Source organism: Acinetobacter sp. ANC_7513, from assembly GCF_056779915.1.
The window spans coordinates 40618-55014 of record NZ_JBWYIW010000015.1 but is presented as its reverse complement, the minus strand read 5'-3'; the positions used below and the strand labels follow the sequence as shown (position 1 = coordinate 55014).

The following is a 14397-nucleotide window of genomic DNA, read 5'->3' as shown; positions in this document are numbered from 1 at the left end:
GTTACCCATGTGAGAGTAAGTCATCGCCAGCTCATTATTCTAAACACCCCCTTCAATACAAGGGGGTGTTTTTTTATATATATAAATTGAATTTGAAAATAATTAAACCCTTGTAATTAAATAAGAAGCTCCATTCAGTTAATTTATGCCAAAAGATTGATGATTCTTGCAATTAAAAAAACAACAATAAATGTCAGTATGCCTATGAGGATTTAAATAATTTCAGGGACATAGTTGATGCAATACAATCCGATCTATTACACAGATGAACACTTTGCATTTGCAGATGCAGTAAAAAAATTTGTAGAAAAAGAAATTATTCCCTATGTAAATGAGTGGGATGAAGCCGAATCTTTTCCACGAGAACTCTACAAAAAAGCTGCAGAAGTTGGATTGATGGCATCAGGTTTTGATGAAAAATACGGTGGTATCCCTGATACAGATGCATTCTATACTTTATTGGGGTGTGTGGAGTTGGCAAAGGCTGCATCAGGAGGGTTAATCGCTTCATTACTTTCACATATGATCGGTGCACCGCCAATCAATAGCTTTGCAAGTGAAGAGGTGAAAGCAGAGGTTTTGCCACAAATCTTATCAGGTGAGAAGATTTCGGCATTAGCAATAACAGAACCGGGAGGGGGGTCTGATGTTGCAGCACTTAAAACAAAAGCAGTAAAAGAAGGTAATTACTATGTAGTCAGTGGCGAAAAAACCTTTATTACTTCTGGTATTCGCGCTGATTACTATACCGTTGCCGTTCGAACTGATCCTGAAGGAAAAGGACCCAATGGTATCTCAATGCTACTGATTGATGCCCATACACCAGGTATTACAAAAACGAAGTTAGATAAAATGGGATGGTGGGCTTCTGATACCGCTCATCTACACTTCGATCAAGTTAAAGTGCCTGCAAGAAATTTGATTGGTCCTGAGAATATGGGTTTCTTTGTTATCATGAATAACTTCAATATGGAGCGTTTTTTCTTGGCTGCGAGTAGTTATGGTTATGCAAAAGTTTGTTATGAAGAAGCTCTAGATTGGGCTCAACAGCGACGTACTTTTGGTAAACGCTTGGTAGATCATCAAGTTGTTCGTCATAAATTGGTAGATATGGCAACACGTTTACAAACGACTCGCGCTTTACTTGAAGATACGGCATATAAAATGGGGCGTCCTGAACTTCAAGGGAATGAAATGATTGCACAAATTTGTATGCTCAAAAACGTAGCAACGCAAACTATGCAATTCTGTGCTGATGCAGCCGTTCAAACACTAGGTGGCATGGGCTTTATGCGTGGCATGAAATCTGAACGTATATATCGCGAAGTTAAAGTGAATATGATAGGCGGTGGAGCTGAGGAAATTATGAAAGATTTGGCAAGCCGACAGCTGGGCTTCTAAAAGAAATAAAAAGGTGGATAAGCCACCTTTTTTAATTGATCAGATATAAAGTTAAGCATTCATTGCCATATCCCAGACGATATTGGTTAACTCATCAAGTGACATTTTCCCTTCTGGATTGTACCAAGTTACGGTCCAAGCGATTGAACCACCAATCAGTCTTCGCCAGATAAAAGGATCGTGCTTAATTTTGCCTTTGTCATGTAATACCTTGATGACACTCAGCCATATCCCTTCATAATCATTTCTTAATTTTAATAGTTTCTTCTGATTTTCCTCAGAAAGTGAAAACCATTCATAGACCAATACAGCCATAGCGGAACCTGTATCCCCAGAGATCGCATCGAGTTCAGCTTTAATCAGAGCCTTGAGTTGTTGCTCTGGATGGTCTGAAGTGGATATGGCACTTTCAAGGCAAGCGTGATTGTAAATGATGGTTTGTTCCATCACATGCGCCAAAATATCGTCTTTGGTTTTGAAATGATGAAATAAACTTCCAGATTGGATGCCAATAAACTGTGCGAGTTCACGAACAGTGGTTTTGGCATAACCTTGTTTATGGAATAAATAAGCTGCCCCCAAAAGTAAACGACCACGTGGTGTATCGTCAAAGCAGGCTATTGGTTGAATTTGGTCAATAGAGGTCGCGATCATCTTGTTATTTTATCCTATTTTGTTTTCTAAACGCGTTGCTTCCATGCAAATTTTAGCGCAATAAGCAGATTTGCAAATAATAATAACATTTTGCACTTTACAAACCAAGCGCTTGCTTGGTAGATTAAGCTCAAATTCTAAACAGAATAATGAGATGGTTATGACAAATATTCAGGACGAACAAAAAATTGTAAAAATTGGCTGTGCTTCAGGTTTCTGGGGAGATACCAACACAGCTGCATTTCAATTGGTACACATGTCGGATATTAACTATTTAGTATTTGATTATCTTTCAGAAATCACCATGTCTATCATGGCAAAAGCCAAAATGAAAGATCCTTCTCATGGATATGCATTGGACTTTGTTAGTCGTGTTATGACACCGCTCATCAACAAAATTGCGGACAAGAAAATCAAAGTTGTAAGTAATGCTGGCGGTGTAAATCCATTGGCATGCCGTGATGCACTTCAAGAAGTGATCAAAAATGCTGGTTTAGATTTGAAAGTTGCGGTGGTACTTGGTGATGATTTAATGGATCAGCACGTTGAACTTCAAAAACAAAATATAAAAGAAATGTTTAATGGTGAGGATCTTCCTCCACATGTCGCAAGTAGTAATGCTTATTTGGGTGCTGTAGGGATTCGTGACGCTCTGGATTTAGGTGCAGACATTGTGATCACAGGTCGTGTCGTGGATTCGGCTGTGGTGATTGGGCCTTTATTGCATGAATACAAATGGGATTTAGCGGATTACGATAAATTGGCACAGGCGGCACTTGCAGGTCATGTGATTGAGTGTGGTGCACAATGTACTGGCGGTAACTTCACAGATTGGCGTTTGGTTGAAGGCTTTGACAATATGGGCTTCCCAATTGTTGAAGTGAAAGCAGATTCATCATTTGTGGTGACTAAGCCAAATGGTACAGGTGGTTTAGTATCTCCGGGTACGGTAGGCGAACAAATTGTATATGAGATTGGTCATCCACAAGCTTATCTATTGCCTGATGTAACGGCTGATTTTAGCCAAGTCAAACTTGAGCAAGTGGGTGTGCATCGTGTACTTGTGACAGGTGCAAAAGGTACAGCGCCAACACAACACTACAAAGTAAGCACGACCTATCCTGATGGTAACCGTGTATTAGTCAGCTTCTTACTTGCAGGCCAAGATGCAGAAGAAAAAGCTTATGCCGTTTCTAATGCAATTTTAAATAAAGTTGAGCGTGTAATGGCGCTTCGTTCAATTCCACCATTTACTGAAAAATCTATTGAGATTTTAGGTACGGAAACAACTTATGGTGCAAACCGACGTGTGCAAAATCCACGTGAAGTTGTGGTGAAAATTGCAGTTAAACATATGTTTAAAGAAGCATGTATGTTCTTTGCTTCTGAAATTGCACAAGCTTCTACAGGTATGGCACCTGCATTAACAGGGATTGTGGGGGGGCGTCCAAAACCATCTCCAGTAATTAAATTATTCTCGTTCTTGGTAGAAAAATCGAAATTAAATATCGAGGTGGATATCAATGGCGAGCGTCATAAAGTTGATGTTCCGCATGGTGAAGCACCACAAGAAATCCCAACCATTCCAGCAGGTGAAGTGGCAACTTTAACAGGTAATGAAGTTGAAGTGCCTTTAGTACAAGTTGCACATGCACGTAGTGGTGATAAAGGTAACTACAGCAACATCGGTGTACTTGCACGTAAACCAGAATTTTTACCTTGGATTCGTGCATCTTTAACTGAAGCGAATGTTGCGGAATATATGAAGCATGTGTTTGAAGGTGGTAATGGTGGCGAAGTACGTCGCTATGAATTGCCGGGCTTAAATGCACTTAACTTCTTGTTAATTGATGCGCTTGGTGGTGGTGGTGTTGCAAGTTTACGTATTGACCCACAAGGTAAAGCCTTTGCACAGCAATTATTAGATATGCCAGTGAAAGTGCCTGCAGATTTACTGTAAGCATAAATTTGGGCATCGCCATGGTGCCCAATCTAAAACAATTTACATCAATTAAAAATGGAAATATGCGCAATGGGTTATCAATCAATTTTTAGAAATGATGCATTCGCTGGCAAAGTCGTGATTGTAACAGGTGGTGGCTCGGGCATTGGTCGTTGTACGGCGCATGAGCTTGCATCACTTGGTGCGCAAGTGGTGATTACAGGTCGTAAGATCGAAAAACTTGAAAAAGTGATTGCTGAAATCACTGAAGATGGTGGTCGTGCACATGGCATCGTGTGTGATAACCGCGAAGAAGAACAAGTTAAAAAAATGATTGCGGAAGTGATCGAAAAATTCGGTCGTATTGATGGTTTAGTGAATAACGCAGGTGGTCAGTTCCCATCAACATTAGAAAGTATTTCTGCCAATGGTTTTGATGCGGTCATCCGTAATAACTTACATTCGACCTTCTATCTTATGCGTGAAGCCTATAACCAGTGGATGGCAAAAAATGGCGGTGCCATCGTCAATATGGCAGCAGATATGTGGGGCGGTATGCCGGGTATGGGGCACTCAGGTGCAGCACGTTCAGGTGTTGATAACCTGACCAAAACGGCTGCGGTGGAATGGGGTAAATCAGGTGTGCGGGTAAACTGTGTGGCACCGGGTTGGATTATCTCATCAGGGATGGATACCTATTCAGGCCCTGTCGCAGAATTCATTATCCCAAACCTTTCAGGCAATGTGCCTTTACAACGTATGGGAACAGAATCGGAAGTGTCTTCAGCGATTGTGTATTTACTTTCTGAAGCGGCCAACTTTGTTTCAGGGATGACAGTACGTATCGATGGTGCGGCTTCACAAGGTACACGCGTATTCCCATTATCATCTGCAGAAAATAGTGAGTCTTATAACGGCTTCCACCGTGCATTTATTCCAGATGTACTAAAGAAAAAAGACGAAAAGAATTAATCCAGATTATAAGGAACAAGGAGGAAACGGAATGGCAGTGATTCAGTCCGAAGTTGCAGTAGGAAGCGAAGTATTTGAACAGAATAAAGCGAAATTGCTCGAGCAAATCGAAGAGATTCGAGCGATTCAAAAAAGTGCGCTAGATCGTTCTTATAAAGCTAAGCCTAAGTTTGATAAAAAAGGAAAGATTTTACCGCATGAGCGTGTGCGTATGTTGCTCGATGCAGATTCTCCATTTGTAGAGTTGTGTGGTCTTGTGGGTTACAAGATGCATGATGATAAAGATGGTTCAGAAGCAGGTGGCGGGATCATTGCAGGGATTGGTTTTGTAAACGGTACACGTTGTATGGTGGCTGCCAATAATAGTGCGATCAAAGGTGGTACGATTGCTCCAATGGGTGTACACAAAAGCCTTCGTTTACACCAAATTGCGTTAGAGCAAAAATTACCAATCATTACTTTAGCAGAAAGTGGTGGTGCAAACTTAAACTACGCAGCAGAAGTATTTACTGCTGGTGGTACAACCTTTGCCAACCAAGCACGTTTATCTGCAAAAGGGATTCCACAAGTCTCTGTAGTCCATGGTAATGCCACAGCAGGTGGTGCATACCAACCGGGTCTTTCTGATTATGTGATTACGGTACGTAAGCAAACTGAAATGTTGCTTGCAGGACCGCCATTGTTATTGGCAGCAACAGGGGAAGTGGCAACTGCTGAAGAATTGGGTGGTGCAGAAATGCATGCACAAGTGGCCGGTACAGCAGAATACTTAGCAGAAAATGATGCTGATGGTATCCGTATCGCACGTGAAATCTTTAAGCATTTAAACTGGAAAGAGCAAGTTAAGCTTGAAACACCAGAATATAAAGAGCCACGTTATTCAGCAGAAGAATTACTTGGCATCATTCCATCAGATCCAAAACAACCATTGGATATGAAAGAAATCATTGCACGTATTGTTGATGATTCTGATTTCTTCGAATTTAAAAATGAGTATGATTCACATACGGTATGTGGTTGGTCGCAAATTGGTGGTATGCACTTAGGTATCATTACTAATAATGGCCCGATTACGCCACAAGGTGCAGCAAAAGCAGCACAGTTTATTCAATTATGTGAACAAACCAAACGCCCAATTTTATTCCTGCATAACACCACAGGTTTTATGGTGGGTACAGATGCAGAACAAAACGGCATCATTAAACATGGTTCTAAACTGATCCAAGCTGTTGCGAATTGTACAGTGCCGAAGATTTCGATCATTGCACATGGTTCATACGGTGCTGGTAACTATGCAATGTGTGGTCGTCCACTTGGCCCACAATTTATCTTCTCATGGCCGAACTCTCGTGTTGCGGTAATGGGTGGTGCGCAAGCTGGTAAGGTACTTCGTATTGTTGCAGAGGCGAAACAACGTGAATCTGGCATGGAGCCAAATGAGCAAATGTTGGACTTCTTAGAACAATCAACAGCGATGAAATTAGAGTCACAATCTACAGCGCTATTTAATACTGCAATGTTGCATGATGATGGCATTATCGACCCACGTGATACACGTAAATTGCTGATTTTCTTATTGCAAACGATTAATGAATCACAAGCACGTGAACTAAATCCAACATGTTTTGGTGTACCAAGATTCTAATAAATCCCTCTTGCGGAATATATTCCTCATCCCTGTGAAAAGTGAGGAATTCCCCCTCTTTTTAAAGTGGTGAGAAGCATGGCTTCGCAAGGGAGATTAAAGATTAAAAAAAATATTGAAATTTTAAGGAAGACAAAAATGAAATTTACTGAAGAACATGAAGCGCTACGCCGTACAACACGTCAATTTGTAGAAAACGAAATCAACCCATTTACAGCAGAATGGGAAAAAGCAGGTCGTTTCCCAATCCACGAAGTATTCAAAAAAATGGGTGATTTGGGTTTATTGGGTATCTGTAAACCTGAAGAAAACGGCGGTTTGGCACTCGATTATTCTTATAACTTGGTGGTTGCAGAAGAATTAGGTCGTATCAATGTTGGTGGTGTTGCACTTGCGATGGGTGTACAAACCGATATGGCAACGCCTGCGATTGCACGTTTTGGTTCTAAAGAGTTACGTGATGAGTTTTTAACGCCAGCAGTTGCAGGTGAAAAAGTTGCAGCGATTGCAGTATCTGAGGTTCAAGCAGGTTCTGACGTTGCAGCACTAAAAACCACAGCAACTAAAGATGGTGATGATTACATCATCAATGGTCACAAAATGTGGATTACAAACTCTCTACAAGCAGACTTCTTCTGTTTATTAGCGAATACCTCTGATGGTAAGCCACACTTTAACAAATCAATGATTGTGGTTCCTGCAAATACACCGGGTATTACATTCTCTGAGCCATTAGACAAGTTAGGTATGCGTTCAAGTACCACTGCACAGGTGTTCTTTGACAACGTACGTGTGCCACAGCGTAACTTAGTGGGTCAAGAAGGCATGGGCTTTATGATGCAAATGCTTCAGTTCCAAGAAGAGCGTATGTGGGGTGCTGCTAACGCCATGGGTGGTATGTTGCAATGTATCGAAAAAACAATTCAGTACACTAAAGAGCGTACGACATTTGGTCAGCCATTAATTGATAACCAATATATCCATTTCCGTTTTGCTGAATTAATGACTGAGATCGAAGCGCTGAAAGCATTAACCTATCGTGCTTGCCAATTACATATCGAAGGCGAAAACGTAACGCAAATGGCGTCTATGGCAAAACTGAAAGCAGGTCGTTTAACGCGTGAAGTTGCGGATAGCTGCTTACAGTTCTGGGGTGGTAATGGCTTTATGGCAGATAACCCAGCAGCACAATTCTACCGTGATGGTCGTTTAGTATCGATCGGTGGTGGTGCGGACGAAATCATGCTTGGCATTATCTGTAAGATGATGGACATCCTTCCTGGTAAGAAAAAATAAACAGGAGATCTGATATGACATTATCAAGTTCAATTGCCAATTTAGAGGTTGATGGCAGCATCATCCTAGAGCAAGACGGTGGCATTTTAACGTTATGGTTAAACCATCCTGAAAGCCGTAATGCCATGAGCCTAAAAATGGTGGAATCCATTCAGGCTGTATTTACAGCAATTAAAGATGATGTGTCTGTACGTGCTGTAATTTTACGTGGTAAAGGTGGTCATTTCTGTGCAGGTGGAAACATCAAAGATATGGCGGGTATCCGTGCTAAAGCCATGGAAGTCGGCAATAACACACCTTATACCGATTTTAACCGTACCTTTGGTGCAATGATTGAGCAAGTGGATCAAGCACCGCAAACTGTAGTTGCTGTACTTGAAGGTGCTGTACTTGGTGGTGGTTTTGGTTTGGCATGTGTATCTGATGTAGCCATTGCTCATGCAGAAGCACAATTTGGCTTACCTGAAACTGGCTTAGGGATTTTACCTGCACAAATCGCACCGTTTGTAGTGACACGTGTTGGCTTAACTCAAGCACGTCGCTTAGCACTTTTAGGAATGCGTTTTAAAGGTCAAACTGCTTTAGAGGTGGGGATTGTGCATCAAGTGGTTGCAGATGAAGTTGAACTTGCATCGGCACTTGAAGAAACCATTACCCAAATCAAACGCTGTGCGCCATTGGCATCTCGTGCAACCAAAGCATTATTACATCGTACCACCAAAGAAGAATTGGGGCCGTTATTAGATGATGCAGCACGCCAATTTGCAGAAGCAGTGGCAAGTGCAGAAGGCATGGAAGGTACTATGGCGTTTATCCAAAAACGTCAGCCAAGCTGGGCAGAATAAACCACATTCCAACGCCTGTATGAATGTGAATTAAAAAGGATACGCTCCTCAAAACAAGAGGAGCCTAAAGAATATTGGTGGAACTATGGCGTTTACAAAAGTATTAGTTGCAAACCGTGGTGAAATTGCTGCTCGTGTGATGCGTACAGCAAAAGCCTTAGGTTACGAAACCGTTGCTGTGTATTCTGATGCCGACAAAAATGCGCGTCATGTACAAGTAGCAGATGAAGCTGTTTATATTGGCCCTTCAAAAGTATCAGAATCTTATTTGTCGATTGCAAATATCATCGAAGCGTGTAAGAAAACGGGCGCAGATGCCGTGCATCCGGGTTATGGTTTCTTATCTGAAAATACTGATTTTGCTGCAGCATGTGCAGAAAATGGCATTACCTTTATTGGTCCGCCAGCAGGTGCGATCGAGCTCATGGGTAGCAAGCGTTTGTCTAAAATCGCCATGATTGAAGCAGGTGTACCTTGTGTACCAGGTTATGAGGGCGACCAACAAGACATCGACTTTTTAGCAGATCAAGCGAAAAAAGTAGGTTTTCCATTGATGGTGAAAGCATCAGCAGGTGGTGGTGGACGTGGTATGCGTCTTGTACATCAAGAAGCTGATTTGCTTGAAGCCTTAAAAACTGCACGTTCTGAAGCAGAAAATGCGTTTGGTTCGGGTGAGCTGATTATCGAGAAAGCAGTCATTGCACCTCGCCATGTAGAAATCCAAGTCTTTGGTGATACACATGGTAACTACGTGTATTTATTTGAACGTGATTGCTCGATTCAACGTCGTCACCAAAAAGTAGTTGAAGAAGCACCATGTCCAGTATTGACTGAAGAAACACGTCAAGCAATGGGGAATGCCGCAGTTGCAGCCGCTAAAGCATGTAACTACGTGGGTGCAGGTACAGTTGAATTCTTACTTGACCAATCAGGTGAGTTCTATTTCTTAGAAATGAATACACGTCTACAAGTAGAGCATCCTGTAACAGAAATGATTACTGGTCTTGATCTTGTAGAATGGCAACTTCGTGTGGCAAACGGTGAAACTTTACCGCTTAAGCAAGAACAATTGACTATGAATGGTCATGCCATTGAAGTGCGTTTATATGCAGAAGACCCACGCCAAGACTTCTTACCACAAACAGGTAAAGTATTGCGTTGGCAACCTGCGGATTTAGAAGGCGTACGTATTGACCACGGCATGATGCCAACCGATGAAGTTAGCCCATTCTATGATCCAATGGTCGCAAAAATTATCGTACATGGTAAAACACGTACCGATGCAATCCGTTTACTTGCACGTGCGGTGAATGACTCTGTACTGCTTGGTGTAAACAGTAATAAGGAGTTTTTAGTTAACTTATTACGTCATCCACTTGTGGTGGAGGGTGATGTGAACACTGGTTTTATTCAACAGCATTTCCAAAGTGATGTGAGTTTGAATAAACAGAGTCTAAATTTAGAAAGCTTAGCATTGATTGCAGCGTTGTTGATAAATGCATCTGCGCAAACAGATTGGAACACAGGAGTTTCTTCAGCATTACCACTGAAACTTCGATATGATGATCAAAAGTTAGATCTCATTGTGCATCGTGATGGTCGTTCAGTGAGTGTTGAAACCTGTGGTGAAAGCCAGTCGATTGAGGTTGTAGCGCAAAATACACAGCAATTGATTTATAGCATTAATGGAATTCGACGTCGAATCGACTATGTTCTTGATGGTAATTTTGTTTATTTAGATCGCGCGAATGGCAACGTCATGGTGGAAAATATTACCTATTTACCACCTGAGACTGCCGATGTGGCAGGGGATGGTAAAATTCGTGCCCCAATGGATGGTGCAATTATAAATGTCATTGCTCAACCTGGAGAGCGTGTAACTAAAGGGCAAACATTATTGATTCTTGAAGCGATGAAAATCCAACAGCAAATTAAGTCAGATGTCGACGGTGTTGTGGGTGAAATCGTAGGACAAGTTGGTCAGCAAGTGAAAAAACGTCAAATCTTGATGAATATTGAGGTTGATGCTGAATAAGCAATAAAAAAAGCCATCTAACGATGGCTTTTTTTATGACCGGATTTATGCAAATACTGTTTGTACGGCACAGTAAAGCACCCAAAGAATTGCAATCGCAACTACAGGTTCTAAAACTTTTGCCCAAGTTGGTGTAGCCACTACTTCTGGCTCAGCAACATCGTGGTGATCATGTTGAACTTGATTGACCATGTCATGAAACTCCTTCATCGTTTGGTCTAATGATATCTCTTCTTGAATGACAGGTTGAGAACCAATCAACTCATTTAGGTTATTTGTTAGCCAAACCCAATCTTTTGCTTTACCAGAGAGATGTTCAACTTGACCCTGAAGTAATTCATTCATGCCTTGTAGTTGATAATGACCTGTTACATCAAGTTGTTTAAGTTCATTAAGCTGTAAGGTCAAAATCTCTGATGTCGCAGTTTCAAGTTCTTGATGAGACAGCGTAGACTGATTATGTTGAGATGTCGTCAAATGCCGTGCGACTTCTTGAATATAAAGTTGGTCAGCGGCATGAATTTCTTGGTATATTTTTTTTTCGTCTTTACGCCATAGGCTGATGAGTTTACCTAAAGCTAAGATATTTAATTCATTGAGATATTCATGCCGTTGTTCAGCTGGATACTGTTTCAACAGCTGAGGCTTTTGAATTTTGGTCTGCTCAACAAAATATTGTACTAAATCAAAAGCCATTCAACTCTCCTGTAAGTTTTTTCAATCCAAAATTCTTAAACTCGGTTTTTTCTTTGGTGCTTCATTTTCTTGATTTTGTTGCTGTTTAGATTCTATCGGATTTTCATCCGTTTGTGCATTGGCATATTCATCAGGATCAAAGAATAATCCTTGACCATTTTCTTTTGCATATAACCCGAGTACAGCATTGATTGGCACATAAATATCTTTGGAAACACCACCAAAACGTGCAGAAAAGGTAATCGCTTCATTGCTCATGTGTAGTTGATGCACAGCATGTGGCACGATATTTAAAACAATCTGACCGTCTTGAACGAACTGTGTAGGTACATCGGTATAAGGCTGTGTGGCATCTACCAGTAGATATGGGGTGAGATTGTTATCGCAAATCCATTCATAAATCGCACGTGCTAAATACGGGCGAGTTGGACTTAATTTGATTTCTTGATCAGACATGTGACTCACTCTTTTGCTTTTTTAAGCGGATTTTAATTCAGGACTATAACGATTTTTTTCCTGAACCGTCATGGACTTAATGAAGGCTGGACGACTGAAAACACGCTGGCAATATAAATAAAACGGGCGGCATTGTTGCTTTGGAAGCTCAATACCCATCGTTCTTAACCGTATAAAAATCGGTGCCAACATGCAATCTAAAATTGTAAATTGTTCAGACATGAAATAAGGATAGTGCTGAAACAAAGGTGTCAGCGAGATAAGCGTATCTTTTAACTTTTTTTGGGCTGCCTTTTGTGCGTCAACATCAAGTGTGTCTGGGTGGCGCAACATATCATCTGCAAGTTTTAACCAGTCATTTTCAAAACGCCATATATATTGGCGTTGTTCTGCACGTGGAGCAGGAGCATCTGCATATAACTTATTCTGACGATAGCGATCATCTAAATATTCAGAAATGATGGATGTATTGAAAAGTTTTAACTCATTTTCAATCATCATCGGGAGTCGATTGTATGGATTTAAACTCGCAAGATCCTCGTTGTCTTCGTCGACAATAAATAAATTATGTTTAATTTGTTTTTCTGCCAGTAAGAAGCGAATCCAATGCGATCGAAAGTCATCTGCATGACTATAAATGGTGATGCCTTGTAATGGGGTGGTTTCGACTGACATATTCCAATCAAAGTATTAATGAATAGATAAGGATACTAAAAATGCACGCTAAAATCATCGTTTAATGAGCGATGCATATTAAAACACTTGAATTTTATATTGAGTCGTATTTATGTCTGGAACGTTTTTTTTTAATTTTTATCCTTGCATTGTTGAAATTCAATCTTAAACTTTTTTATCCAAAGCGATGTAAAAAGCCGATCTTTAAATCGGCCTTGTGCACTAATGTATGATTCCACTCCACCATTGACGGACGTCGCGATTGTTAGTTAATGCACTTGTGTCGCCTGGTCTAAGTTTATAGCCACACTTGTAAACCACTGAGAATTTTTGACCTAAAGATCGATGTACCAGACTGTTATTTTGTACAGGATATCCATCTGAGCATCCAACTAACTCTAATGCTTTATTTATGTTTTCATATGAAGACATTAATCTTTGTATGGGTCCATCACAAACATGCTTACCCGTATTGGATTGCCAGCACACGGCTAAAGCATCTATTGATTGTGAGTTATTTGCTTGTGCAATATTGGATGTACCTAATATTGTAGCGGCTACGGCGAATGATAAACATATTTCCCTATTTAACATTTTTATCCTCTTAATTTAAAAAACTGCATGAAAGTATTTTTAATGAAGTTATAAAAAGTTAACAATCCTCAAATTGGGATAGATGATTAAGCATATGTTTGTTTAAGTCAGTCAAAATAGAGCAATAAAAACTAGCGTCTTTTTATTGATATCAGAGTTTAATATTCATTTTAAAGTATCGTGTACGACTGATTTTCATGAGTAAGGGAAAATATAAAGATGAAAAAAAACCTTGGCATAAGCCAAGGTTTTTTTTGTCCGAATTCGGAAAACGAATTAACGTTTAGAGAATTGTGGACGTTTACGAGCTTTACGTAAACCAAGTTTCTTACGTTCAACTTCACGAGCATCACGAGTAACGAAACCAGCTTGACGAAGAGCAGGTTTTAAAGTTTCGTCAGCAGCGATCAATGCACGAGTAATACCGTGACGGATTGCGCCAGCTTGACCACCGATACCACCACCAGCAACAGTGATGTAAAGGTCATATTTCTCAGTAGCATCTAAAAGCTCAAGTGGTTGACGTACAACCATACGAGCAGTTTCACGACCGAAGTATTGTTCTAAAGAACGGTTGTTAATAACGAGTTTACCAGTACCAGCAGATAGGAAAACACGTGCAGTTGCGGTCTTACGGCGACCTGTACCATAGTTAGTAGCCATGTGCTGTATCCCTTAGATGTCCAAAACTTGTGGCTGTTGAGCTGTGTGAGGATGCTCAGCACCAGCATACACTTTCATTTTCTTGATCATAGCATAACCAAGAGGACCTTTTGGCAACATGCCTTTTACAGCGCGTTGGAAGATTTCTTCTGGCTTGTGAGCAACTAATTTTTCAAAGTTAGTTTCACGGATACCACCAGGGAAACCAGTGTGGCGATAGTATTTCTTATCAAGTGACTTATTACCAGTTACTTGAACTTGCTCAGCATTGATAATTACGATGTAATCACCAGTGTCAACGTGAGGAGTATAAGAAGTTTTGTGCTTACCGCGTAAACGACGTGCGATTTCAGTCGCAAGACGACCTAAAGTTTTGCCAGAAGCATCAACAACGTACCAGTCGTGTTGAACTTCAGCTGGCTTAGCGCTGAGAGTTTTCATTAACCACTACCTATTATAGTTGGTTTGGACGGTGGAATCTGTCCAAACAAAAAGGAGAGCGAATTCTAGCGGAAAAACACTA

13 protein-coding genes are annotated in these 14397 nt (G+C 40.7%); 7 read left to right on the top strand and 6 right to left on the bottom strand.

Annotated elements, in window-relative coordinates; translation table 11 throughout:
* Nucleotides 1-237 precede the first annotated feature (237 nt).
* On the top strand, nt 238-1401 hold the full coding sequence (locus tag AC1M9B_RS13635; protein ID WP_481592314.1) for an acyl-CoA dehydrogenase family protein: 1164 nt from the start codon (nt 238-240) through the stop codon (nt 1399-1401).
* 51 nt (nt 1402-1452) lie between these two features.
* On the opposite strand, the gene AC1M9B_RS13630 is transcribed toward AC1M9B_RS13635, so the two are convergent.
* Nucleotides 1453-2055 carry a TetR/AcrR family transcriptional regulator gene (locus tag AC1M9B_RS13630; RefSeq protein ID WP_035269534.1) on the bottom strand — a complete coding sequence of 201 codons (603 nt, stop codon included), beginning with the start codon at nt 2053-2055 and terminating at the stop codon, nt 1453-1455.
* A gap of 154 nt (nt 2056-2209) precedes the next feature.
* On the opposite strand from AC1M9B_RS13630, the gene AC1M9B_RS13625 reads away from it, so the two are divergent.
* The 6 genes from AC1M9B_RS13625 (at nt 2210) to AC1M9B_RS13600 (ending at nt 10790) form a co-directional block, all read left to right on the top strand.
* Nucleotides 2210-4015: an acyclic terpene utilization AtuA family protein gene (locus tag AC1M9B_RS13625; protein WP_481592315.1), complete on the top strand. Its 1806-nt coding sequence runs from the start codon at nt 2210-2212 to the stop codon at nt 4013-4015.
* 72 nt (nt 4016-4087) lie between these two features.
* Nucleotides 4088-4969, top strand: coding sequence for an SDR family oxidoreductase (locus AC1M9B_RS13620; RefSeq protein WP_481592316.1), 882 nt, complete (start codon nt 4088-4090; stop codon nt 4967-4969).
* Nucleotides 4970-5000: 31 nt separating this feature from the next.
* A complete protein-coding gene (locus AC1M9B_RS13615; RefSeq protein WP_481609295.1) occupies nt 5001-6614 on the top strand; it encodes an acyl-CoA carboxylase subunit beta in 1614 nt (537 codons plus the stop codon).
* Between the two features lie 138 nt (nt 6615-6752).
* Complete coding sequence (locus AC1M9B_RS13610; protein WP_481592318.1) at nt 6753-7910, top strand: acyl-CoA dehydrogenase family protein; 1158 nt, start codon at nt 6753-6755, stop codon at nt 7908-7910.
* A 14-nt stretch (nt 7911-7924) separates the two neighbouring features.
* Nucleotides 7925-8755 carry an enoyl-CoA hydratase/isomerase family protein gene (locus tag AC1M9B_RS13605; protein WP_481592319.1) on the top strand — a complete coding sequence of 277 codons (831 nt, stop codon included), beginning with the start codon at nt 7925-7927 and terminating at the stop codon, nt 8753-8755.
* A gap of 85 nt (nt 8756-8840) precedes the next feature.
* Nucleotides 8841-10790: an acetyl/propionyl/methylcrotonyl-CoA carboxylase subunit alpha gene (locus tag AC1M9B_RS13600; protein ID WP_481592320.1), complete on the top strand. Its 1950-nt coding sequence runs from the start codon at nt 8841-8843 to the stop codon at nt 10788-10790.
* Nucleotides 10791-10835: 45 nt separating this feature from the next.
* Here AC1M9B_RS13600 and AC1M9B_RS13595 read toward each other — a convergent pair whose 3' ends face one another.
* The 5 genes from AC1M9B_RS13595 to rplM form a co-directional block, all read right to left on the bottom strand.
* A complete protein-coding gene (locus AC1M9B_RS13595) occupies nt 10836-11486 on the bottom strand; it encodes a hypothetical protein (protein ID WP_035269490.1) in 651 nt (216 codons plus the stop codon).
* Nucleotides 11487-11507: 21 nt separating this feature from the next.
* Nucleotides 11508-11942 (bottom strand): ClpXP protease specificity-enhancing factor, encoded by a 435-nt coding sequence (locus AC1M9B_RS13590; protein ID WP_035269488.1) that lies wholly within the window; start codon nt 11940-11942, stop codon nt 11508-11510.
* Between the two features lie 21 nt (nt 11943-11963).
* Nucleotides 11964-12617 carry a glutathione S-transferase N-terminal domain-containing protein gene (locus AC1M9B_RS13585; RefSeq protein WP_481596613.1) on the bottom strand — a complete coding sequence of 218 codons (654 nt, stop codon included), beginning with the start codon at nt 12615-12617 and terminating at the stop codon, nt 11964-11966.
* Between the two features lie 870 nt (nt 12618-13487).
* The gene (gene rpsI, locus AC1M9B_RS13580; protein WP_035270019.1) at nt 13488-13874 is read right to left on the bottom strand and encodes a 30S ribosomal protein S9; all 387 of its coding nucleotides are present in this window, start codon (nt 13872-13874) and stop codon (nt 13488-13490) included.
* A gap of 12 nt (nt 13875-13886) precedes the next feature.
* Complete coding sequence (gene rplM / locus AC1M9B_RS13575) at nt 13887-14315, bottom strand: 50S ribosomal protein L13 (RefSeq protein ID WP_035270016.1); 429 nt, start codon at nt 14313-14315, stop codon at nt 13887-13889.
* Nucleotides 14316-14397: the final 82 nt, after the last annotated feature.

Bases quoted from the DNA above. Each gene is read 5' to 3' on its own strand.
- AC1M9B_RS13590 (WP_035269488.1), bottom strand. From the start codon at position 11,942: ATGTCTGATCAAGAAATCAAATTAAGTCCAACTCGCCCGTATTTAGCA.
- AC1M9B_RS13585 (WP_481596613.1), bottom strand. From the start codon at position 12,617: ATGTCAGTCGAAACCACCCCATTACAAGGCATCACCATTTATAGTCAT.
- AC1M9B_RS13595 (WP_035269490.1), bottom strand. From the start codon at position 11,486: ATGGCTTTTGATTTAGTACAATATTTTGTTGAGCAGACCAAAATTCAA.
- AC1M9B_RS13605 (WP_481592319.1), top strand. From the start codon at position 7,925: ATGACATTATCAAGTTCAATTGCCAATTTAGAGGTTGATGGCAGCATC.
- AC1M9B_RS13635 (WP_481592314.1), top strand. From the start codon at position 238: ATGCAATACAATCCGATCTATTACACAGATGAACACTTTGCATTTGCA.
- rpsI (WP_035270019.1), bottom strand. From the start codon at position 13,874: ATGGCTACTAACTATGGTACAGGTCGCCGTAAGACCGCAACTGCACGT.
- rplM (WP_035270016.1), bottom strand. From the start codon at position 14,315: ATGAAAACTCTCAGCGCTAAGCCAGCTGAAGTTCAACACGACTGGTAC.
- AC1M9B_RS13600 (WP_481592320.1), top strand. From the start codon at position 8,841: ATGGCGTTTACAAAAGTATTAGTTGCAAACCGTGGTGAAATTGCTGCT.
- AC1M9B_RS13625 (WP_481592315.1), top strand. From the start codon at position 2,210: ATGGTTATGACAAATATTCAGGACGAACAAAAAATTGTAAAAATTGGC.
- AC1M9B_RS13620 (WP_481592316.1), top strand. From the start codon at position 4,088: ATGGGTTATCAATCAATTTTTAGAAATGATGCATTCGCTGGCAAAGTC.
- AC1M9B_RS13615 (WP_481609295.1), top strand. From the start codon at position 5,001: ATGGCAGTGATTCAGTCCGAAGTTGCAGTAGGAAGCGAAGTATTTGAA.
- AC1M9B_RS13630 (WP_035269534.1), bottom strand. From the start codon at position 2,055: ATGATCGCGACCTCTATTGACCAAATTCAACCAATAGCCTGCTTTGAC.
- AC1M9B_RS13610 (WP_481592318.1), top strand. From the start codon at position 6,753: ATGAAATTTACTGAAGAACATGAAGCGCTACGCCGTACAACACGTCAA.